Genomic DNA, 21503 nt, shown 5'->3' with positions numbered 1-21503 from the left:
CCTAGCCGTCAGCCCCCCAGGAAGCCGAGGATGTCGCGGTCGCCCCGTTCGCGCAGCCGGGCGAGGATCTCTTCGCGGGTCGCGGTCTCGGGCAGCCCCACCCGCGCCCCTATGAGCCGCAGCCCTTCCATCTCGGAGGCCACCGGCGCGGTGTAGCCGATCAGGTAGAGGGCCCGGTTGAGCGGCGGCATCCCGGGAGGGGCGCCGGGGAGGTGGCGGGTGAGGAGTTCGCCGCCGTCGGAGACGGTGAGGAAGATGTGGTCGCCCTCGCCCGCCTTGTAGTCGGCGAGCACGTTGCGGATGGAGCCCATCGTGGGCTGGTTGTGCCAGCTGATGACGACGTCGCCGGTGGGGGTCGAGGCGGTGAGCGACCCGCCGGGCGCCATGCCGAGGTGCGCCGCGAACCCGGTCGGCAGGGGCGAGCCGGAGCCGCGCAGGTGTTCGGCGTTCACGTCCACCCGGTGCCACCAGCGCCCGTCGCGGCTGCGGAAGCAGCGCCGGGTCTCGGAGACGTCCTTGCGGGGCTGGTAGTCGCCGGAGGAGGTGCCCGCCACCCGGACCCAGCCGCGCTGGCTGCGTTCGAACCCGGGCCCGCCCGAGTAGGCGCGGACCGAGCTCTCGCTGACGTCGTAGCGGGAGGTGAGGTTGGCCACGATCGTGTTGACCGGGGCCTCGCCGCCGGCCCGCTCGATCTCCCTGACGATCATCTCCCGGATGCCCAGGTACTCCTCGCCGCCCCAGCGGGTCAGGCCGTACTTGTTCCGGTCGACCCGCAGGAACCGGTCGTCGGCGGTGAGCTGGTTGCGGATGCCGACGAGGCTGTAGTCCTCGCCGATGCGTTCCTGGATCTCCTCGGGCGACATGGGCTTCCCGGTGACGGCCAGCACCGCTTCGGCCTTGTCGTTGATGCTGCGCGGCCAGGGCACCACGTGCCCGTCGAGCACCCGCAGGTGCGGCACGGCGAGGATCCACCGTTCGGCCACGTCCTCACGGACGCCGAGCTGGGCCACCATCGTGACGGCCTCGGCGAGCGGGTGCGGACCGTCGGCGAAGAGCTGGCGGGTCTTCTCGCGCAGGTCGTCGGCGCCGCCGGCGACGAGCCAGCCGTCGGTCTCCTCGTAGCCGGTCAGCAGCGTACGGACGAACCGCCAGACGGGGATGCCCAGGGTGCGCAGCTCGGTGCGGTGCCAGGGCACGGCGGCGGTCAGGTCGTCGGCGGGGGCGGCCGAGCCGAGCCGGCCGCGCAGCCAGGTGACGTGCGCGACCAGCGGCGCCGCCTCCGGGCCGCCCAGCCAGGCTTCGACGTGTTCGCGCAGGTCGCGTTCGATCTGCCGGATCCGTTCCCGGGTGACGGAGAAGCGCTGGGCGAGCTCGTCCAGCGTGGCCCGGTCGCCCGCGTACAGCCGGTCGCGGGCGATGGCCCGCTGCCGCTCGTCCAGCGTCGCGAACAGGCCGTCGATCACCTCGGGCAGCGGCCTGTCCTGCTGGGCGGGGACGGCCGTGGCGGAGGCGGGTTCGAGCAGCCGGTCGAAGACGCCGGTGAACAGCTTCTCCACCACGTCCTTGCCGAGCGTCTCGGGTGTCCGTTCCGCCTCGGCGGGGTCGGAGAAGCGCAGCAACGGCATGATGTCGCCGAGTACCAGATGCCCCCAGAAGGCCACGGCGAGGTCCGCGAGGCGGCTCGCCACGGCGTGGGTGCCGACGATGGCGCATGCCCGGTCGAGCGGGATCGCCTGCCACCATGCCTCGGGCAGCTGTGGCTCTTCCGCGATCGGCGCGATCTGACCAGGTGCGGTCCAGCGCAGTGGTGGCGCGATGTCGCTCAGGCTGAGGTTCATTGGGGTCCAACCGGCCAAGATAGATATCCGCAGTTCAGACTATGTGATCAAAACGACAAAAATGGGCTCCCTCTTCCTGAATGGGATATGTAGAGCATGGATCGGGCCCGCGTGCACGCGACATACAGCATGCTCCGTTCCCGCTGCAGCGCACGAGCCCGGGCACCCGGATCGTCGGGAGGCCGCTCCGGCACGACCCCCTCGGCCACGCCGATCAGCGCCACCCGCTCGAACTCCAGCCCCTTGAGGCCGGCGAACGTCGACACCCGCACCGGCACGTCGCCCAGCATCTCCCTGGCCGCCCGGACCATGTCCTGACCACGCGCCCCGACCGCGATCCGGTCGGCCGGCACGCCCTCCTCCAGCCAGCCGGCGATCGTGCTCTCCAGCCCGGCCAGCTCCGCCCGCGCGCTCTCGTACGCCCGGACCACCGGCCGCGCCCCCGCTCGCCAGGACCGGAACCCGTACAGCGCCGACATCCCCTCGACCAGCCCGTCCGCCGGCCCGCCGCCGCGCATCCGGACCGCGAACGACAGCATGTCCTGCGGCAGCCGGTGCGAGATCCTGAGCACGTGCCGGACGGCGGGGATGCCCACCGCGGCGAGCGTCACCCGCGTGTCGGTGACCCGCTGGTGCGGGTCGCCGACGATGAACAGGTCGTCGGACGCGCGCGGCACCGCCGCGCGCAGCAGCCGCCACTGCGCCGGGCTGACGTCCTGTGCCTCGTCCACCACGATGTGCCGGTACGGTTTACGCCCCGGTTCGACGTCGTCGAGCAGGTCGCCGGTCGACCTGGCCAGCAGCCGGAGCGCCTCGTCGATCAGCTCGTCCATGCTCCGCGCGCCCGCCCCCATCAGTGCGGGGCGGCGGCCCTCGGCCTGGGCCACGATGCGCATGGCCAGCCGTTCCGGGTTGTCCACCTCGATCCGCTTGCGCAGCAGGTCGTCCTGGACGAGCTGGTCCAGCCGGGCCGACAGCTCGTCGCAGAGTCCCTGCGAGAACGTCACCAGCAGCACCGGCCCGCTGCCGTGCGCGGCCAGCTGCGCGGCCCGGTGCAGCGCGACCACCGTCTTGCCGGTGCCCGCCCCGCCCACCACCAGCACCGGATGGTCGTACCGGCCGGTGGACAGGCGGCGGTGCGGCGCGCGCGGGAACACGCACCACTCCGGCGCCGTCAGCAGCCGGTCCAGCTCCGTCTTGTCGGCCGCGAACGCGGCCCGGTCCGGGCTGCGCAGCAGCGCCCGGTGCAGGTCCTCGGGGTCGACCGGCTCCCCGGCGTCATCCGCGAAGGCGCGGCAGCCGTCCAGCTCCCGCCAGGCCTCGCCCGGCGTGCCGCCCCGGGCCAGCACCTCCAGCGGCACGTACTGGGTGAACGGCAGCAGCGGCTCCAGCGCCGCCACGTCCGCCTCGGTGGTGATCAGCCGGACCAGCGGCAGCAGGCGCTCGTCGATGCCGAGCGCGAGCAGGTCGCCGTCGCCGACCGGGTCGAACAGCCGGTCCCGGCCCGCCGACCGGCGTAAGGAGGGCTCGACACGTTCCAGAGCCTCGGCGTCCCACTCCTCGACCACGCCGAGCACCGGGTTGATCCTGTAGCGGTGCCGGGCGGCGAACGACCGGGCCTCCTCGTCCGGCAGGACCGTGCGCAGCCAGCAGACGTCCCGCTGCCGCACCACGACCCCCCGGTGCCCCTCGGCCAGGGGGAGGGTCGCCACCCGCGCGTCCCTGGCGCCCGGCACCGGCTCCGGGGCGCCGGCGATGTTCAGCAGGAAGCGCCGGAGCGCGACCACGACGTCCCGGCGCACCGGCTGTGCCAGTGCGCCCAGGTCCCTGGAGAACTCAGGGCCGATCGCGAGCCGCGGCACGGCATCAGTCCAGAAGCTGGAGCAGGTCGCGGTCCCCGCGCTCGCGGAGCCTGGTGAGCAGGTCAGGCAGGTTCACCGGGCCGGTCATCCCGATCCTCGTCGCGATCACCCGCGCCGCCTGGTCGCGGGTGCCGCCCGGGGCCGTGTAGCCGACCAGGCGCAGCGCCTTGGTGATCTTCTCGGCGCCGGCCGCGGCGACCGGGAGGTGCCGGGCCCGCAGCACGCCCTCGTCCGACAGCGTGAGGAACAGGTGACCGCCCTCCTTGGCGCCGACGTCCGCCAGCAGCCGCTCGATCGAGTCCAGCACCGGCCGGCCGTGCCAGGTCATGGTCAGCTCGCCCGCGGCGCTCCGGACCGTCCTGCTCTCGCCCGGCGACAGCCCCAGGTACGCGGCGAACCCGGTCGGCAGCGGGCACTCGCCGCCGGCGAGCTGCTCGGCCGTCACGTCCACCCGCAGCCACCACCGGCCGTCGGGCTGGCGGAAGCAGCGCCTGGTCTGCGAGACGTCCTTCAGCGGCTGGTACGGCTTGGCGGGCTGCTCGCCCGACCCGCCGTTCCTGTCCACCGGGACGGCCGGGGCGAACGCCTGGAACTGCGACGGCACCGGGTCCGGCGGCACGAACCCGGGAGGCAGGCTCGTCGGCGGGGGGCTCGTGGGCGGGGGGCTCTTGGGCTGCGCCGGCGCGAAGGCGGACGGCGGCTCCGGCAGCGAGGCGTAGGGCGCGCTGAACGCCGACGGCGGTGCCGGGCGCTGCGGCAGCGGCCGGTCCGGCAGCGTGGCCAGCACGAACTGCCAGGCAGGCACCTCCAGCGCCTTGATCTCCTTCGCGTGCCAGCCGGCGGCCTTGATCAGGCGCTCCTTGGGAGCGCCCGGGCCGATCCGCTCGCGCAGCTCGTCCAGGTACGCCCGGTACGGGGCGGCCTCGTCGCTGGCCAGCCACGTGTCGAGCATGGCACGCAGCCGGTCCTCGGTCGCGGTGATCTCGGCGGGCGGCACGGCGAACAGCTTGGCGAGCTGGTCCACCTCCGACGGCTGGTCGGTGAAGACCCGGTTCTGCGCGACGGCCCAGCTCTTGTCGTCGAGATGCGCGAACGCGGTCTCGATGAGCTGCCGCAGATCAGCCTCGTCCTCGTCGGGGGCGGGGTCCTCCTGGGAGTCCTCCGGCCGGTCGCCGGCGGGCTCCGGCTCAGGCTCGTCCTCCACGGAGGCGGGTCCGGGCTGCTGCTCCGCGGGGACCGCGTCGTCGGCGGGCTCCTCGTCGGAGGCTAGGTCCGCGGCGGCGAGGTCGGCGGGGGCGAGGTCCGCGGGGGCGGGCTCCTCCCGGGACGCCTCCGGCTGGTCGTCGGCGGGCTCCGGTTCGGGCTCGTCCGCCGCGACCGGCTGTTCCGCCACGGCGGGCTGCTCCGCGGCGGCTTCGTCGTCGGGAGAAGCCCCGGGGGCGAGGTCGGCGGGGGCAGCGTCCTCCTGGGGCGCCTCCGCCTCGTCGTCCGCGACGGGGGCCGGGGACTCGTGGACGGCGGGAGCCTCGGGGGTCTCCTCGTCCAGGGTGTCGACGCCGCTGGACGAGACGGGCGCGTCCGGCGCGAGGCGGCTCAGCGCGGCCGAGAACAGCGCCGTCAGCACCGGCCGGGCCTGGACGAACGGCTGGTCCATCAGCTCCCGCCCGGTGAGCGCCAGCAGCCCCGGCCACGACCCGGCCCGGTCCAGCGCGATCGCCACGTACGGCTCGTCGGCCTCGTCCGGGTCCAGCATGTGCAGGGCCGGAAGCACGTCGCCGACGGCGGCGGCGGGCCAGTGCTCGACGGCGATCTCGGTGAGCAGTTCACCCAGCGACTCGGGGCCGATGGCCGCGAGCACCCGCGGCATGGGCAGGCTGCGCCACCAGGCGTCGGGCAGGCCCGGCTGCCCGGTGAGCAGCGTGATCGTGGACGTGTCGCTCCACCGCAACGGTGGTACGAGGTCGCTCAGGCAGAAGTTCATCCCGTTCCGTTCACCAGCCCCTCACGCCGCCGTGCCTCAGCGGGCCATGCGACGCCGTGTCGCGGTGCCATCATCTCGCCGTCCACTGAAGAGACCATAGTCCGGCAAATCAGCCCTACGCATCCTGCACTACGCATCAGCGTCGAACGGCGGCAAACCGTAGGCGCACGTAGTCGGCCATCCAGCCGGACTCCCGCCGCAGCGCCGGCGCGGCGAGCTCGTTCACCCGCCGGAGCAGGGGTTCGACCATATTGGGTGCGAGCCCGTCGAGTGCCGAGGACGCGAACATCCGCACCCAGTCGGCGGCCCCGCCGGGACACTCCTCCAGCGGCGTGGGCCGGTCGAAGTACTCCAGCAGCCGCACCACGAAGCCCCCGGCCTCCAGCCGGCGGGCGTACTCGGCGGGAGAGGGGAAGTACCACGGCAGCTCGGGCTCGCGCAGCCCGTGCTCGCGCCAGGCGGTCAGCATCGCCGTGGTGAGTTCGGCGCAGTTGCCCGCCCCGCCCATCTCGGCGACGAACCGCCCGCCGGGCAGCAGCGCGTCACGCACGCAGGAGATCACGGCGTCCGGGTCGCGGCTCATCCAGTGGAGCGCGGCGTTGGAGAAGACGGCGTCGTACGGGCGGGCCACGGTGAAGTCGTGGGCGTCGCCGACGATGAAGTTGATGCCTGGATTCTGCGCCAGCGCCTTCTCGATCATGGGGGTCGAGCCGTCGATGCCCAGCACCTCGGCGCCCCGGAAGGCGATCTGCGCGGTCAGCACGCCGGTGCCGCAGCCCAGGTCGAGCACGCGCTCGCCCGGCTGCGGATCGAGCAGGTCCACCAGGGGCGCGCCCTGGGTGGACACGTAGCCGAAGCTGCTGTCGTAGGCGCGACTGTTCCACCGCTCCAGGCCCGGTGTGTCGTATCGCAAGACGATCAGCTCTCATTCGTGAGACATCGGGCCCCCGTGGCCGTAGTGTCGGTTCACTTTAGAGCTAGATTGTCGCTACGACATAAGTGATCACAGTGGCATCACCCGCCGCTTTTCGCCCACTCCTTCTTCAGGTAGGTCTTCCCGGCGTCGGTCTGCGGGATCGTCAGCAGCACGGGCGGGCCGGGCGCCTTCGGCAGGCTCGCCGCCTGCTCGGCGTCGAGGGTGCCGCGCATGTGCATCGCCTCACCCCGGGCCGGTCGCGCGTACCCCTTCTGGAACAGGTTCTGGCCCTCGTCGGAGAGGATGAACTCCTGCCACAGCCGGGCGGCGGCGGGATGCGGCGCGGCCTTGTTGATCGCCTGCACGTGGTAGACGCCGAGCGGCGCCCCGGCCGGGATCACCACCTTCCAGGAGCCCGAGTTGCGGGCCGCGCGGGCGGCGTTGACGTGGTCCCAGGTGATCACGGTGTTGGCGGAGTCGGTCGAGGTGAGCTGCCCGGCCTTCTTGAGCTTGGCGAACAGCGCCACCCCCTGCTGCGGACGGGGCGAGCCGCCCTGCAAGGAGGCCGCCATCACGCCGGAGAACGCCGCCGACGAGCGCAGCGGGTCGCCGTCGAGCGCCACCTTGTAGCCCGGTTTCGCCAGATCGGCGAAGGAGGCGGGTGCGGGCACCGCGCGCGGGTCGTACCCGATGGACATGTAGCCGCCGTAGGCGGCGTACCACGCGCCCGACGGATCCTTGACGTGGTCGGGAAGGTCGAGCCAGCCCTGCACCTTGTACGGCGCGAACCGGCCGGCGGCGCCCACCGCCTCCTCCAGGCTCAGGTCGAACACGTCGGGCTTGAGCTGCGCGGCGGCGTCCAGCGCCCGGCGGCTGCTCGCCCCGGGCTCCAGCTGCTTGACCTCGATGTCGTACTTGTCGGCGAAGGTGTCGATGATCTCGCCGTAGTTCGCCCAGTCGCGGGGGAGGCCGACGACGGTGAGCGTCCCCTCCTTCTGGGCCGCCTCGATCAGCCGCTCCATGGTGCCGAAGCCCTCTTTGAGCGAGGCGGCCTGGACCTTGACGGGATGTTCGGACGCCGGCTTCTCAGCGGAGGGCGACGCGCCGCATCCGGCGCTGACGAGGATGGCGGTTACGGCGGCGCAGGTACGTACGGTCACACATCGAATACTGTCCGTTACTTCCGCTCACGTCGAGGAGGCGCGGCGGGAACCACCTTGCCCGCCACCAGCGTCTCCTCCGGGATCTCCACCAGAGTGCCGTCGCGCCTGCGCACGCACAGCACCCCGCCCTCCCACGATTCGAGCGTCCCGACCGTGTCGCGGAACCCTCCGGGGACCCGCCTGCGCGTGGTGACGCGCGCTCCGACGTCGGATGCTGAGATAGTGATCACGAGACGAGCGGCCACGAGTTTGCCACCCTCCGTTTCGGCCACCAAGTGAGCACGGCAATACTAGGGCCTAGCAAACCGCGGTCAGAGTCATGCCATGGTGCGGAGAAGAAGGAGCTCGAGGTGACCTACGTCATCGCGCAGCCTTGCGTGGACGTCCTGGACAAGGCGTGCATCGAGGAGTGCCCCGTCGATTGCATCTACGAGGGCGAGCGCATGCTTTACATCCACCCCGACGAGTGCGTCGACTGCGGAGCGTGCGAGCCAGTGTGCCCGGTCGAGGCGATTTTCTACGAGGACGACCTTCCCGAGCAGTGGAAGGACTTCTACAAGGCGAACGTGGACTTCTTCGAAGACCTCGGCTCGCCCGGAGGAGCCTCCAAGGTCGGAAAGATCGAGAAGGACCACCCGGTCGTGGCGGCGCTCCCGCCGCAGAGCGAGTAACCGGCGCGGTCCGCACGCGGGCCGGTCGACCGGCGGCGCGGCGGGCCGTGCCGCCAGTGCCGCGTGCCGCCGCACGCGGAGTGCGGCCGTCAGCCGTACGTACGAGCCAGGAGAACCGTGAACAAGCTGCCTGACTTCCCTTGGGACCGGCTGGAGCCGTACAAGGAACGCGCCGCCGCGCACCCCGGCGGGATCGTCGACCTCTCGGTCGGCACCCCCGTCGACCCGGTGCCGCAGCTCGTCCAGGACGCGCTGACCCGGGCCTCCGACAGCCCGGGTTATCCGACCACCCACGGGACGAAGGCGCTGCGCGAGGCGGCGGCGGGCTGGCTGGCTCGCCGCCACGGGGTCCGCGTCGACCAGCGCGACGTGCTGCCGCTGATCGGCACCAAGGAGTTCGTGGCCTGGCTGCCGAGCTACCTCGGGGCCGGTCACGTGGTCTTCCCCGAGCTGGCCTACCCCACCTACGACGTGGGGGCCAGGCTGGCGGGAGCGGCGGGCACGGCCACCGACGGCCTGCTCGCGCTCGGCCCGCGCCACGCCGACCTCGTCTGGATCAACTCGCCCGGCAACCCGACCGGCAAGGTGCTCCCCGTGGAGCACCTCCGCAAGGTGGTCGCCTGGGCGCGCGAGCGCGGCACGATCGTCGCCTCCGACGAGTGCTACATCGAGCTCGGCTGGGAGGAGCGTCCGGTGTCGATCCTGCATCCGGACGTGTGCGAGGGGTCCCACGAGGGCCTGCTCGCCGTCCACTCCCTGTCGAAACGGTCCAACATGGCCGGATACCGCACCGGCTTCGTCACGGGCGACCCCGCGCTGATCGCGCGGCTGCTGGAGATCCGCAAGCACGCCGGCATGCTCATGCCGCAGCCGGCGCAGGCGGCGATGACCGCGGCCCTGGGCGACGACCGTCACGCCGACGAGCAGCGCGAACGCTACGCCGCGCGCCGCGCCAAGCTGCGCCCGGCGCTGGAACGGGCCGGCTGGCGCGTCGACCACTCCACGGCCGGGCTCTACCTGTGGGCGTCCAACGGGGAGACCTGCTGGGATCAGGTTGGCAGGCTCTCCGAAACGGGGATTCTGGTCGCTCCCGGCGAATTTTACGGACCGGCAGGTGAGCGGCACGTCCGCGTGGCGCTCACCGCCGCCGACGACCGCATCGATGCGGCGGTGCGCCGCCTCCAGTAGGATCCCCCCTCAAACGCCCCTCCCGAGGCGGGCAGGAGCGAGCCGCATATCCAGCAGCACAAGTAGATACCGGGAGTTCGCCGAGGCGAACCGCGAGTGGAGCGAGCCGTACGATGAGCATGACCTCCATGGTCGTTCTCGGGCTGAGCATTGCCACCGTCCTTCTCCTGCTTGGGGCGTTCCTGGCCACCCTGCGCCAGGACCGGAAGGACGGCACGGCGACCGAGCAGCCGGTCGCTCCCGTCGAGCCTCCGCTCCCGGCGCCGGTCGCGGTGCCCGGCCATGCCGGCGTCGACTACACCGACCCGCGCACGCTCCGGGTGGGCGACAAGATCGACGTGCTCGGCTCCCCGGTCCGCGTGCTCGGCGCTCTCCACGTGTCCTGGCAGGGGCAGCAGTGGGTCGAGTACCGCCTGCGCGACAGCGCCCGCCGCATCCAGTGGCTGACAGTCGAGATGCGCCAGGGCCAGGGCCCCGACCAGCCGCCGCACCTGGAAGTGCTGCTCTGGACGGACGTGCCCACCCAGGGCATGATCCCCGCGCGCAGCAGCCTCATCATGGACGACGTCGAGTTCCATCCCTTGGAGCGTGGCACCGCCGCGTTCCGCTCCGAAGGCAGCACCGGCAAGCCCGACCGGGGCCTGCTCGACTTCGCCGACTACCGGGCGACGGACGGGCGGCTGCTGTCGTTCGAGCGGGTCCAGGGCCACCCGTGGACGGCCGCGTACGCCCAGCCCCTCCCGCCGGGCTCCATCGGCATCATCAGCCGCGCCTCCTCCTGACCACCCCCAACCAGCACGATCGGATCGGCTCGGCGAATCCTGGGTACCGGTCCGCAGTCTGATCGGTTCGACCAGACGGGGGTGGCCCGGTTGTCGCGGCCAGGTTGGTTCGGCCAGACGAGGGTGTCCGGTCGGCCGACCAGGGCGGGGTGGTCCGGTCGGCGTGGGCAGGGTCGGCGCGGTCAGGCGACGGCGATCTTCGTTCTGCTGCGGGCGCCGCCGTCTTCCCAGCCGTCCGTGTCCAGGTCGTTGGTCCAGCGGGCGCCCGCGTACTCGACCCGGCTCAGCCCGTACTCCTCGGCGTGCGCGACCCACCAGGTGGCGATCAGCCAGCCGCGCTTGCGGCTGGTGACGGCGGTGCTGCCGAGCGCCCGCTTGAGCGCGCGGAGCGCCTTGGCCTTCTCGGGCCGCGGCGGCGCGGCCTGCTTGCCGCCCTCCGGCCCGGCCGCCTGCGGGTGACCTTCAACCGGATACCAGCAGTGCAGGGCACGCGGGACCCGCCCGGTGAACGCCGCCGCGAGGATCCTGGCGTCCGTCTCGTGCGGGCCGTACGCGTACCCGGCCGCGGAGCGCTGCACCGCCTGGGCGGCCTCCGAGACCGGCATCTTCCGGTACCCCTTCACCTTGACCAGGGCGGCGAAGAACCGGTTCGTGGCGTACACCGGATCCATGACCTGCTTCTTGGAGCCCCACCCCTGCGACGGCCGCTGCTGGAACACCCCCAGCGAGTCACGGTCACCGTAGGGGAGGTTGTAGAGCTCGGACTCCTGCAGCGCCGTCGCGTAAGCGATCACCACGGCCTGCTCCGGCAGCTTCCGCCGGGCGGCCACCGCGGCGATCGTCGCCGCGATCCGCGCCTGCTCGATGTCCATCTCCCGCTCCTCGCCCTCGGCCCGCACCACGCAGTGGGGCTCGGGGACGGCCAGCGGCCGCGGGGCCCGCGTGAGCAACTGATAGACACCGATCGAGAGGCCCACCGCGAGGACCAGCATGACGATCGCGATGGTGACGACTCCCCGGGAGAAGCGCACGTGCACGCTGAGAAACCTACCCGGCGGGATAGGCTCCGGGGCCATGACCGAAGTGAGCACCCTGTCACCGGCGCGGGTGCCCCACGCCGCGGTCGCCGGAGGCGCCACGACGAGACAGCGCTTCACGCGCTGCGCGAACACGGAGTGAACACCTGATGCTTGACCTGACGCAGGACGTGCGGACCCTGACCTCGGCCATCGTCGACATCGAGTCGGTGAGCGGCGCGGAGCAGGTGCTGGCAGGGCTGGTCGAGCAGGCCCTGAGCGGGCTGCCGCACCTCAAGGTCGACAGGTCGGGGCAGACCGTGGTGGCCCGCACCGGGCTGGGCCGCGCCGAGCGGGTGCTGATCGCCGGGCACCTCGACACGGTGCCCGTCGCGGACAACCTGCCCAGCCGGGTCGAGGGTGACCGGCTCTACGGCTGCGGCACCTCCGACATGAAGGCCGGGGTGGCGGTCGCGCTGAAGCTGGCGGCCACGGTGCCCGACCCGGTGCGCGACGTCACGTACGTCTTCTACGACTGCGAGGAGGTCGCGGCCGAGCTGAACGGCCTCAAGCGCGTCGCGGAAGAGCACCCCGACTGGCTCGCCGCCGACTTCGCGGTGCTGATGGAGCCCACCGGCGGGGTCATCGAGGGCGGCTGCCAGGGCACGATCCGCGCCGACGTCCGGGTCACCGGCAAGCGCGCCCACAGCGCCAGGTCGTGGTTCGGGGTCAACGCCATCCACGGCATCGAGCCCGTACTGGCCAGGCTCAACGCCTATGAGGCGCGGCGGCCGGTGGTCGACGGGCTGGAGTACCACGAGGGGCTGAACGCGGTGGGCGTGCGCGGCGGCGTGGCCGGCAACGTCATCCCCGACGAGTGCGTGGTCACCGTCAACTACCGCTTCGCCCCCGACCTGACCGTGGAGCAGGCGCAGGACCACGTGCGCGAGGTGTTCGAGGGGTACGAGGTGGCGTTCGTGGACGCGGCGTCCGGGGCGCGGCCCGGGCTGAACCACCCGGTGGCCGCCGCCTTCACCGCCGCCGTCGGCGGCACGCCGCGCGCCAAGCTGGGCTGGACGGACGTGGCGCGCTTCTCCGCGCTGGGGATCCCGGCCGTCAACTACGGTCCCGGCGATCCGAACCTGGCGCACCAGAAGGACGAGTACGTGGAGCTGGAGAAGATCGTGGACGGCGAGCGGGCGATGCGCGCCTGGCTCACCGGGGCCGCAAAACAGTGAAAGTGGCTCTCCTCGCCGGCCATTTGACGGGGAGAGCCACTTTCAGTCCCGAGCAGCACCCTCGCCGATTAGACGCAGGGGTCGCGAAATCTGGTTCCAGGTTTCCCGGGAAGTTTTTCAAGATTCTTCGGGCCGTCTTCCGGGCGGTGCCCGGGGCCCGTCCTCGCAGGGTAGGCAGGGATCAGCGGACATCGAGTGAACTCCGGAGGGATAGCGTGGGCCGTATGAGAGCGAATCGCCGCGAACGTCGGCAGGGTCAGGCGGTGGTGCGGGGCAACCTTGTGCCCGAATCCACCCACGACCAGAGACTGCTGGCCCGGCAAGGGCCCGCCGACTGGGTCCACCAGGACCCGTGGCGGGTGCTGCGCATCCAGGCGGAGTTCGTCGAGGGCTTCGGCCAGCTCGCCGAGCTGCCCAGGGCCGTGTCCGTGTTCGGCTCGGCCCGGACCCCCGCCGACTCGCCCGACTACAAGCTCGGCCGGGAGCTGGGCAGGGCGCTGGCGCAGGCGGGCTTCGCGGTGATCACCGGCGGCGGCCCCGGCATCATGGAGGCGGCCAACCGGGGCGCCACCGAGGTCGACGGCGGCGTGTCGGTCGGGCTCGGCATCGAGCTGCCGTTCGAGCAGAGCATGAACGACTATGTGGACCTCGGCATCGAGTTCCGCTACTTCTTCGTACGCAAGACCATGTTCGTGAAGTACTCGTGCGGCTTCATCGCGCTGCCCGGCGGCTACGGCACGCTAGACGAGCTGTTCGAGGCGCTCACCCTGGTCCAGACCCACAAGGTCACCAGCTTCCCGGTCGTGCTGATGGGCTCGGAGTTCTGGGGCGGGCTGCTCGACTGGGTCAAGAGCCAGCTGGCCGGCACCGACAAGATCGCCACCAAGGACCTCGACCTGATCCACATGACCGACGACGTGGACGAGGCCGTGCGCATCATCGCCGACTCCGAGCTCAACCGGTCCAGACAGCGGGAGAGCGAGGCGGAGGCCGTCCGGGCACAGGTGGCCGAGCCGCAATAGGCTCACCCCCCGTGAACATCTGCGTCTTCTGCTCCTCCAGCCGCCTCATCGACGACAAGTACCTGCGCCTGGCCGCCGAGGTCGGGACCGAGCTGGCCCGGCGCGGCCACACCCTGGTGAGCGGCGGCGCCACCGTCTCCTGCATGGGCGAGATCACCCGCGCAGCCCGCGCCGCCGGCGGCCGGACCATCGGCGTCATCCCGCAGGTCCTCGTCGACGTCGAGATCGCCGACCGCGACTCCGACGAGCTGATCGTCACGGCCGACATGCGCGAGCGCAAGGGCGAGATGGACGCCAGGTCCGACGCGTTCCTCGTGCTGCCCGGCGGCATCGGCACGCTGGAGGAGCTGTTCGAGATGTGGACGGCGCGGGTGCTCGGCATCCACGACCGGCCGCTGGTGCTCCTCGACCCGTGGGGGCTCTACCGGCCGCTCCGGGACCTGGTCGGCGGCATGTACGACGCCGGGTTCACCCGGGCCGACGTCTTCGACGCCATCTCCTGGACCACCACGGTCGAGGAGGCCTTCGCCCACCTCGAAGCCCGCGCGCAACCCGTACGGCCGAGCGTCGAGGAGCTCAGCGAGGCCGCCGACTGAGCGCCCGGGTGCGGCAAGTGCGGGACTGATGCCCCGGTGGTATGAGTACGATGCCAATGTGCTGCTGGTCATACTCGCCATCGCCGCGCTCGCCATCCTGGCCTGCGTGGTCCTGGTGTCCCTGGGCAAGGGCGGTGAGCTGACCGAGTTCCCGCCGGACGTGCCGCCGCTCAACCTTCCCGACACGGGCAAGCTGGGGGCGGTCGACATCATGGCCCTGCAGCTCCCGCTCAACCTCATCGGCTACCACACGCAGAGCGTCGACGAGACGCTGCGCCGGGCGGCGGAGGCCATCAGCGCGCGCGACACCAGGATCGCGATCCTGGAGCAGCGGGTGTCGGAGCTGCTGTCGAGCCGGCTGCACGCCCGGCAGGAGGTCCACGCCACGCCCGGCGCCGGCCCCCGCACCGAACACGAACCGCCGGCCGCGCCCCTCACCCTCCCCGCCGAGACCGACCCCCTCTCCAACGGGCACGTCCCCACGCTTCCGGAAGACGAGCCCGTCTCCGCCCACGAGCGGCCTGTCTGGGGTGCCCACCCCGACCACGACACGCCCACCCCCAATGGAGCCGCGAACATCCCGTCCGATCCCGAAACAGCCGCTTTCGACGGGGTCGAGGACGACACGGAGGCTTCTGAGAAGGCCGAGGACTCGACGGCGCCGAACTACGAGAGCGACACCGCCGCCGATGGAGCCGAGCCTGAGAAGACCGGGCGCGACGCGGCGGAGAGTGAGACGGATCCGGACGGCGGTCGCGGGCGCTACGCGGCGGCGAGCGAGAGAGGCGCGGGCGACGAGGCTGCGCACGACTCAGCCGAGCGGGCTGGGGCTGAGCTCGAGACAGATGGGCGCGGCGCGGCTGAACCCATGACGGCTGGGCGCGGCGCGGCTGAAACCGAGACGGATGGGCGCGGCGCGGTTGAGTCCGCGGCTGTGCATGATGGCGGGGCCGACTCGGCCGTGTCCGAGACGGGCGCGTCGAAATCGGCAAGCGAGACAGGGCCCGAGACGGGCGTGTCGAAGGCGGGAAGCGAGACGGGCGTGCCGGGTGAGACGGGCGCGGATGACGCGCGTGGGCGCGGCGTGGGCGGCCTGGAGTGGGGCGAGGAGGCCGAGGAGCGGGAGCCGGTCCGGGTCACGTGGGGCAGCAGGGGCGGCGAGAGGGGATGAGCGAGGTGATCCGCTGCTCCTGGCCGGGGATGGCGGACCCGCTCTACCTGGCCTACCACGACGAGGAGTGGGGCCGCCCGGTGCGGGGCGACGACCGGGTGTTCGAGCGGGTGACGCTGGAGGCGTTCCAGTCGGGGCTGTCGTGGCTGACGATTCTGCGGAAGCGGGAGAACTTCCGGGCCGCGTTCGACGGGTTCGCCCTTCCGAAGGTGGCCGCGTACACCGAGCAGGACGTCGAGCGGCTGCTGGCCGATCCGGGGATCGTGCGCAACCGGGCGAAGATCGAGGCGGCGATCGCGAACGCCAGGGCGGCTTTGGAGCTGCCTGACGGGCTTTCCGATCTGGTCTGGAAGTATGCCGATCCGTCCGCGCCGGTGCCGAAGACGATGGCCGACGTGCCCGCGATCACCCCGGCCTCGACGGCTCTGGCGAAGGAGCTGAAGAGGCACGGGTTCAGGTTCGTCGGCCCGACCACCGCGTACGCGCTGATGCAGGCGATCGGGCTGGTCAACGATCACATCGAAGGCTGCTTCGTACGGGGCTGAGAGTCAGCGGCCGTGGAAGACCGGCTGCTCCTTGGCGAGGAACGACGCGGTGGCCCGCACGTGGTCGTCGGTGGCCGCGCACGCGTCCTGCAGGTCGGCCTCCAGCGCCAGCGACTCGGCCAGCGGATGCGCGGCGGCGTAGGCCAGCGCCCGCTTGGTGGCGGCGTAGGCCTTGGTCGGCCCCTGCGCGAGCCGTACGGCCAGCTCACGCGCGCTCTCGACCACGTCGGCGGCGGGCACCACCCGGGTGACCAGGCCCAGCTCCAGCGCGCGCTCAGCGCTGACGGGCTCGCCCAGCAGCAGCAGCTCGGTCGCCCGGCCCAGCCCGACGAGGCGCTGCAGCGTCCACGACGCGCCCGAGTCGGGGGCCAGCCCGATGCCGGAGAAGGCCAGCGCGAACCGGGTCTTCTCGGAGGCGACCCGCAGGTCGCAGGCGAAGGCGAGGGCGGCGCCCGCGCCGGCGGCGACCCCGTTGACGGCGGCCACGACCGGCTTGTCCATGGTGGTGATGAGCTGGACGATCGGGTTGTAGTGCTCGCGCACCGTGTCGGCCAGGCCGCGCCCGGCCTCCAGGTTGGCGGCGTGCTCGCGCAGGTCCTGCCCCGCGCAGAAGGCCCGGCCGGAGCCGGTCAGCAGGACGGCGCGCACGCCTGAATCGGCCGCCGCCTTCCGCAGCGCCTCCAGCAGGGCGGTCTTCAGCTCTGCCGTGAGCGAGTTCATCGCGTCGGGCCGGTCGAGCGTGATGGTGGCGACGGCGTCGGCCACGTCATAGCGGATCAATGCAACTCCCTGTCGACGAACGCGGCGGCTACGGGCAGCAGCCGGGCCGCCTCCTGCTCGAAGAACGCCCTGGCCTTCTCTCCAGGCCAGCCGGTGGGCAGCAGCTCGGGCGGCAGGCCAGGGTCACGGAACAGGAAGTTCCGCCATCCGTGCACGAGCTTGCTCCTTGTCGCGAAGACCTGGTCCGGCGGGGCGTGGGCGGGCAGGGCGCTGATCAGCGTGTCAGCCTCGGCGTGCCACCGCGCGTACGCCTCGCCGATCGCTTCCAGATCCCATGCCCGGGCGACCAGCTCGCGCGGGTCGCCCTCCAGCTCCGCGTCGAACCTATCGGCCCGGATTCCCTCGCTCTCCAGCAGGTTGTCCAGTTCGGTGGAGGAGCGCGGGCCGATCCAGGTGCTGTCGGACAGCGCCGCGTAGCCGAGGAAGGTCAGCGTGGCCCTGACGCGTTCGCGGCGCGGACGTTCCCTGACGGGCGGGAACACGATCAAATGCCAGCGGCCGTCCCAGCTCAAGGTCCCGGCTCGGTAAATTCTCAACGCCGCCTGGTCCAGTCTTCTGACGCACTTCGGAGTGAGCCCGTAACCGGGTCCGCGGGGCAGCCGGACCGGCCGCAGCCAGCCCTGCCGGACCATCCGGGAAACGGCCGTACGCACCGCTGGAGCAGCGATTTCCAGGGGCTTCATGAGTCGTACGAGAGCGGCCACGGACGCCTGCCCGCCACGTGATCGCAGGTGGTCTCCGTACAGGTCGAACAGGGCGGATCGTGCGTGCACGAAGTCCAGTTTGGAGCGCTTCGACCCGCTCGACAACGCATTCTGGGAGGAGATCGTTACCCATGAGGGCTCTCGATGCGGGAGAATAGGACATCACAGAAGACGTGAATACGCCGACCACCGCGTTACGGGTGGTCGGAGAGGTCGGAAATCGCGGGCCGCGGGAGCCCAAGGCAGGAAGGGATGCACGCATGGCGGCGATGAAGCCGCGGACCGGCGATGGTCCGCTCGAGGTCACCAAGGAAGGGCGAGGCATTGTCATGCGCGTGCCCCTGGAAGGTGGCGGACGGCTCGTCGTGGAGATCTCCCCGGACGAGGCGAAAGCGCTCGGCGAGGCGTTGCAGAACGTCATCGGCTGAGACCCTCCCCGACGATCTTCACCTTCGGCCCTGGCGTGCTCCCGCGTGCCAGGGCCGCCCACGTATGAGGAGTGACAGTGCCGATCGAGACTGTTGCCTCGGTGGCCGCCCAGGTCCCCGGCGACGCCACGTTGCTGGCCTTCCCCTACGACTCCGGGCTCGCGCCGGCGCTCGACGTCGACCTGCCCGTGCCGGTCGCCGGGCTGCTGGCGCACTACGAGGCCGAAGGGAAGGCGGGTGAGGTCGTCGAGGTCCCCGTGGTCAGGGGCGGCGACGTGGGCCGCGTGCTGCTGTACGGCGTGGGCGACGCCTCGCCGCGCAGCCTGCGCAAGGCCGCGGCCACGCTGACCCGCCGCGTCCGCGGCAGGGAGTCGCTGGCCGTGGTCACCCCCGAGGGCGACATGTCGGTATTCACGGAGGCGGCGCTGCTGGCCGCCTACTCCTACAAGATCGGCTCGCCCGGGAAGCGGCCGGTGGGCGCGCTCACCTTCGTCGGCGCCGACGAGGAGCAGGTCCGCAGGGGCGAGCAGGTGGCGCGGGCCGTCGCGCTCGCGCGCGACCTGGCCAACACGCCGTCGTCGGTCAAGAGCCCGGACTGGCTGGCCGAACGGGCCGCCGAGCAGGGCGTCCCGGTCCGCGTCTGGGACGAGGAGCAGCTCCAGGCCGAGGGGTTCGGCGGCCTGCTGGCCGTCGGCCGCGGCTCGGTCCGGCCGCCGCGCCTCATCCAGCTCTCCTACACCCCCGACGAGCCCGCCGCCCGCCATGTGGTGCTGGTGGGCAAGGGCATCACGTTCGACACCGGCGGGCTCTCGCTGAAGCCCACCGAGAACATGAAGACGCAGAAGACCGACATGGCCGGCGGCGCCGTGGTGATCGCCGTGATGGGCGCGCTGGCCCGGCTCGGTCTCCCGGTCCGGGTGACCGGCCTGGTGGCCGCCGCCGAGAACATGCCGTCCGGCACGGCCCAGCGTCCCAGCGACGTGATCAGGCCGTACGGGGGACGCACGGTCGAGGTGCTCAACACCGACGCCGAGGGGCGGCTGGTGCTGGCCGACGCGCTCGCCTACGCCGACGCCCAGCTCGACCCCGACGTGGTCGTCGACATCGCCACCCTCACCGGCGCCATGACCGTGGCGCTCGGCCGTCACGTCGGCGGCCTCTACGCCTCCGACGACGAGCTGGCCAAGCGGCTGCTGGCGGCCGGTGAGGCGAGCGGCGACCGGCTCTGGCGGATGCCGCTGCTCGACGAGTACGCCGACGCGCTGAAGTCCCCGGTGGCCGATCTGGCCAACGTCGAGATCGGGTCCCGCTTCGGCGCGGGGTCGATCACGGCGGCGCTGTTCCTGCGCGAGTTCGCCGGTGACCGGCCCTGGGCGCACCTCGACATCGCCGGCGTCGGCCGGAGCACGGTCGACGAGGGGCTGCTGACGAAGGGCGCCACCGGGTTCGGCGTGCGCGTGCTGCTGGAGTGGCTGGCCGGGCTCTAGCGCGTCAGCCCCATGGGGTGACCGGCCGAGTTCTGGCGCGTCGGCCCGGTGGAGTGCCGGGCCGGCTCCAGCGTGTCAGTCCGACACCTTGACGGCGGCGAGCAGGCCGTCGCCGAGCGGGATGAGCAGCGAGCGCAGCCGGTCGTCGGCCTGCACGAGCTTGCCCAGCTCGCGCAGCGCCACCGTGTCGGGGTCGCGCTGCGCCGGGTCGGCCACCCGGTTGTGCCAGAGCACGTTGTCGAAGGCCACGATGCCGCCGACCCGGAGCAGGCGCAGCGCCTCGGCGAAGTAGTCGGCGTACTCCTGCTTGGCCGCGTCGGCGAAGACGAGGTCGTAGCCGCCGTCGGAGAGCCGCGGCAGCACGTCGAGCGCCCGGCCGGCGATCAGCCGGACCCTGCCGCCCGAGAAGCCCGCCTCCGCGAACGTCTGGCGGGCCAGCCGCTGGTGCTCGGGTTCGACGTCGACGCTCGTGAGCGTGCCGTCGGGGCGCATGCCGCGCAGCAGCCAGAGCCCCGAGACGCCGCATCCGGTGCCGACCTCGACGACCGACTTGGCGTTGATGGCGGTGGCGAGAAAGCAGAGCGCAGCCCCGACACCAGGAAGGACGGGCACGGCGCCCATCTCCAGCCCGCGCTGCCGCGCCGCGTGCAGAATCTCATCTTCGTGATGGAACTGCTCCGCATAGGCCAGAGTGGCCTCCAACGGACTGGTCATCGGCCTCCTCCCCCCACTTTCGTGCGATTGGTCACCGATCGCAGCCTAGGGGAGTCACGCCGGGACGGGAACTCAGGAGGGCCCTGAGGCGTTGCAGGTTTAAACGGGCTTTGCCGGTCTGGACGGCAGCCAGTGCGCATGAAGGGACAAAACCAGGCACTATGGCGGTAGCGGTGGTCCCAGAGAGAGGAGTTCTGGTGGACGAAAGTGACCACCAGGCCGATACTCCAATGTCCGATATGTCCGGCATGGCGCCTGAACCCGAGTGGACTCCCCCTACGTGGGAGGAAGTGGTGCAGACCCACTCCGCACGGGTATATCGGCTTGCCTACCGCCTCACCGGCAACATCCACGACGCTGAAGACCTGACCCAGGAGGTCTTCGTCCGGGTCTTCCGGTCTCTGTCCAGCTACACGCCCGGCACGTTCGAGGGCTGGCTGCACCGCATCACCACCAACCTCTTCCTCGACATGGCGCGGCGCAAGCAGCGCATCAGGTTCGAGGGCCTCGCCGACGACGCGGCCGAGCGGCTGCGCGGCCGCGAGCCGTCGCCCGCCCAGGCCCTGCACGACGCACACCTGGAGCCGGACATCCAGGCCGCCCTCGACGCGCTCGCCCCCGACTTCCGGGCCGCGATCGTGCTCTGCGACATCGAGGGGCTCTCGTACGAGGAGATCGCGGCCACGCTCGGCGTCAAGCTGGGAACGGTCAGAAGCCGGATTCACCGTGGCCGGGCACAGTTGCGCGAGGCACTCGACCATCGAGCACCCCGTAGTTCCCAACTCCCCCCGACCGTTACCCGTGGGGAGGAAGTCTGATATGGCTCACCTTGGAGAACGCGCTTCCGCGTTCGTCGACGGCGAACTCGGCCACGCGGAGCGGGAACGGGCCCTGGCCCACCTCACGTTCTGCGGCGACTGCAGGCGGGAGGTGGAGTCCGTACGGGCGCTGAAGTCCCGCCTGCGCGCCCTGGACACGCCTTCCCTGCCCGCCGACCTCACCATGTCGCTGCTGCACATGGCCGAACCCGGCGGACCCCTGCCGCCCAGGGAGCGGCCTTTCCCTACGCGTACGTTCGGAGGGGTGCCCATACCCGGGCCGCACAGCATCGCCCCTTTGGACAACCGGCCCCGAAGGAACGCCACCGGTGGCGCCTTCGCGGGCCCTGGCCGTGGAAGTAGGCGCGGCACGTACGTGGCCGTCGGCGTGGTGTCGGCGGCCGTGGCGCTCGGCACGTTCTTCGCCGTCTCCGGCACCGGTCAGGAGAATCCGGCCCCGCCGGTCGAACTTGTGAAGCGGGTCCATCCGACGCCTACGGGCGCGCCTTCCACCGCCGCTCCTTAAAGAGCCGTCCCTGCTGCGATACTCGGGGTTGGCGTAGTCGTCGGCCTGGGGGGCATA

The 21503-nt window shown here is 71.9% G+C and carries 22 protein-coding genes; 12 read left to right on the top strand and 10 right to left on the bottom strand.

Features of this window, described 5'->3' with window-relative positions:
* Window positions 1-8 precede the first annotated feature (8 nt).
* The 6 genes from AB0J42_RS22040 to AB0J42_RS22015 all read right to left on the bottom strand — a co-directional run bounded on the left by AB0J42_RS22040 (window position 9) and on the right by AB0J42_RS22015 (window position 7990).
* The gene (locus AB0J42_RS22040; RefSeq protein WP_364297187.1) at window positions 9-1838 is read right to left on the bottom strand and encodes a sigma factor-like helix-turn-helix DNA-binding protein; all 1830 of its coding nucleotides are present in this window, start codon (window positions 1836-1838) and stop codon (window positions 9-11) included.
* Window positions 1839-1885: 47 nt separating this feature from the next.
* Window positions 1886-3700 (bottom strand): UvrD-helicase domain-containing protein, encoded by a 1815-nt coding sequence (locus tag AB0J42_RS22035; protein ID WP_364297185.1) that lies wholly within the window; start codon window positions 3698-3700, stop codon window positions 1886-1888.
* A 4-nt stretch (window positions 3701-3704) separates the two neighbouring features.
* Window positions 3705-5681: a hypothetical protein gene (locus AB0J42_RS22030; RefSeq protein ID WP_364297183.1), complete on the bottom strand. Its 1977-nt coding sequence runs from the start codon at window positions 5679-5681 to the stop codon at window positions 3705-3707.
* A gap of 136 nt (window positions 5682-5817) precedes the next feature.
* A complete protein-coding gene (locus AB0J42_RS22025) occupies window positions 5818-6594 on the bottom strand; it encodes a methyltransferase domain-containing protein (RefSeq protein WP_364297181.1) in 777 nt (258 codons plus the stop codon).
* A gap of 101 nt (window positions 6595-6695) precedes the next feature.
* Complete coding sequence (locus tag AB0J42_RS22020; protein ID WP_364297179.1) at window positions 6696-7757, bottom strand: ABC transporter substrate-binding protein; 1062 nt, start codon at window positions 7755-7757, stop codon at window positions 6696-6698.
* 17 nt (window positions 7758-7774) lie between these two features.
* A complete protein-coding gene (locus AB0J42_RS22015) occupies window positions 7775-7990 on the bottom strand; it encodes a hypothetical protein (RefSeq protein ID WP_364297177.1) in 216 nt (71 codons plus the stop codon).
* 120 nt (window positions 7991-8110) lie between these two features.
* Between AB0J42_RS22015 and fdxA the strand changes: the two genes are divergently transcribed.
* The 3 genes from fdxA (at window position 8111) to AB0J42_RS22000 (ending at window position 10401) form a co-directional block, all read left to right on the top strand.
* Window positions 8111-8431: a ferredoxin gene (gene fdxA, locus AB0J42_RS22010; RefSeq protein WP_148029241.1), complete on the top strand. Its 321-nt coding sequence runs from the start codon at window positions 8111-8113 to the stop codon at window positions 8429-8431.
* Between the two features lie 117 nt (window positions 8432-8548).
* Window positions 8549-9619, top strand: a complete 1071-nt coding sequence (gene dapC, locus AB0J42_RS22005; protein WP_364297175.1) for a succinyldiaminopimelate transaminase — start codon at window positions 8549-8551, stop codon at window positions 9617-9619.
* Window positions 9620-9732: 113 nt separating this feature from the next.
* The gene (locus AB0J42_RS22000; protein WP_364297173.1) at window positions 9733-10401 is read left to right on the top strand and encodes a DUF4178 domain-containing protein; all 669 of its coding nucleotides are present in this window, start codon (window positions 9733-9735) and stop codon (window positions 10399-10401) included.
* Between the two features lie 182 nt (window positions 10402-10583).
* Here AB0J42_RS22000 and AB0J42_RS21995 read toward each other — a convergent pair whose 3' ends face one another.
* Complete coding sequence (locus AB0J42_RS21995) at window positions 10584-11438, bottom strand: hypothetical protein (RefSeq protein ID WP_364297171.1); 855 nt, start codon at window positions 11436-11438, stop codon at window positions 10584-10586.
* Window positions 11439-11587: 149 nt separating this feature from the next.
* Between AB0J42_RS21995 and dapE the strand changes: the two genes are divergently transcribed.
* The 5 genes from dapE to AB0J42_RS21970 all read left to right on the top strand — a co-directional run bounded on the left by dapE (window position 11588) and on the right by AB0J42_RS21970 (window position 15989).
* Window positions 11588-12655 (top strand): succinyl-diaminopimelate desuccinylase, encoded by a 1068-nt coding sequence (gene dapE, locus AB0J42_RS21990; RefSeq protein ID WP_364297169.1) that lies wholly within the window; start codon window positions 11588-11590, stop codon window positions 12653-12655.
* Window positions 12656-12879: 224 nt separating this feature from the next.
* Complete coding sequence (locus tag AB0J42_RS21985) at window positions 12880-13677, top strand: TIGR00730 family Rossman fold protein (RefSeq protein WP_364297167.1); 798 nt, start codon at window positions 12880-12882, stop codon at window positions 13675-13677.
* An 11-nt stretch (window positions 13678-13688) separates the two neighbouring features.
* On the top strand, window positions 13689-14273 hold the full coding sequence (locus AB0J42_RS21980; protein WP_364297165.1) for a TIGR00730 family Rossman fold protein: 585 nt from the start codon (window positions 13689-13691) through the stop codon (window positions 14271-14273).
* 58 nt (window positions 14274-14331) lie between these two features.
* Window positions 14332-15444 (top strand): hypothetical protein, encoded by a 1113-nt coding sequence (locus tag AB0J42_RS21975; RefSeq protein WP_364297163.1) that lies wholly within the window; start codon window positions 14332-14334, stop codon window positions 15442-15444.
* Window positions 15441-15989 carry a DNA-3-methyladenine glycosylase I gene (locus tag AB0J42_RS21970; RefSeq protein WP_364297161.1) on the top strand — a complete coding sequence of 183 codons (549 nt, stop codon included), beginning with the start codon at window positions 15441-15443 and terminating at the stop codon, window positions 15987-15989. The genes AB0J42_RS21975 and AB0J42_RS21970 overlap by 4 nt, the downstream gene beginning before the upstream one ends.
* Window positions 15990-15992: 3 nt before the next feature.
* Here the strand turns inward: AB0J42_RS21970 and AB0J42_RS21965 are convergent, their stop codons facing one another.
* Together AB0J42_RS21965 and AB0J42_RS21960 are read right to left on the bottom strand one after the other, a co-directional pair.
* Complete coding sequence (locus tag AB0J42_RS21965) at window positions 15993-16769, bottom strand: enoyl-CoA hydratase-related protein (RefSeq protein WP_364297159.1); 777 nt, start codon at window positions 16767-16769, stop codon at window positions 15993-15995.
* Complete coding sequence (locus tag AB0J42_RS21960; RefSeq protein WP_364297157.1) at window positions 16766-17542, bottom strand: PaaX family transcriptional regulator C-terminal domain-containing protein; 777 nt, start codon at window positions 17540-17542, stop codon at window positions 16766-16768. Before AB0J42_RS21960 ends, AB0J42_RS21965 begins: the two co-directional genes overlap by 4 nt.
* A gap of 191 nt (window positions 17543-17733) precedes the next feature.
* Here AB0J42_RS21960 and AB0J42_RS21955 point away from each other — a divergent pair, with 191 nt between their 5' ends.
* Window positions 17734-17901: a DUF3117 domain-containing protein gene (locus AB0J42_RS21955; RefSeq protein ID WP_364297155.1), complete on the top strand. Its 168-nt coding sequence runs from the start codon at window positions 17734-17736 to the stop codon at window positions 17899-17901.
* Window positions 17902-17978: 77 nt separating this feature from the next.
* Entirely contained in the window at window positions 17979-19388 is a 1410-nt protein-coding gene (locus AB0J42_RS21950) for a leucyl aminopeptidase (protein ID WP_364297153.1), read from the top strand.
* A 75-nt stretch (window positions 19389-19463) separates the two neighbouring features.
* Here the strand turns inward: AB0J42_RS21950 and AB0J42_RS21945 are convergent, their stop codons facing one another.
* Window positions 19464-20102, bottom strand: a complete 639-nt coding sequence (locus tag AB0J42_RS21945) for an O-methyltransferase (protein ID WP_364297151.1) — start codon at window positions 20100-20102, stop codon at window positions 19464-19466.
* 161 nt (window positions 20103-20263) lie between these two features.
* Between AB0J42_RS21945 and sigE the strand changes: the two genes are divergently transcribed.
* Both sigE and AB0J42_RS21935 read left to right on the top strand, forming a co-directional pair.
* Window positions 20264-20920, top strand: a complete 657-nt coding sequence (gene sigE / locus AB0J42_RS21940) for an RNA polymerase sigma factor SigE (RefSeq protein ID WP_364297149.1) — start codon at window positions 20264-20266, stop codon at window positions 20918-20920.
* Between the two features lies 1 nt (window position 20921).
* Window positions 20922-21446: a zf-HC2 domain-containing protein gene (locus AB0J42_RS21935; RefSeq protein WP_364297147.1), complete on the top strand. Its 525-nt coding sequence runs from the start codon at window positions 20922-20924 to the stop codon at window positions 21444-21446.
* Window positions 21447-21503 lie beyond the last annotated feature (57 nt).

This window comes from Nonomuraea sp. NPDC049649 (genome assembly GCF_040675175.1).
In the GTDB taxonomy this organism is placed as follows: domain Bacteria; phylum Actinomycetota; class Actinomycetes; order Streptosporangiales; family Streptosporangiaceae; genus Nonomuraea.
The sequence above is the reverse complement of the archived record's forward strand: the minus strand, read 5'-3'. Positions and strand labels throughout refer to the sequence as shown.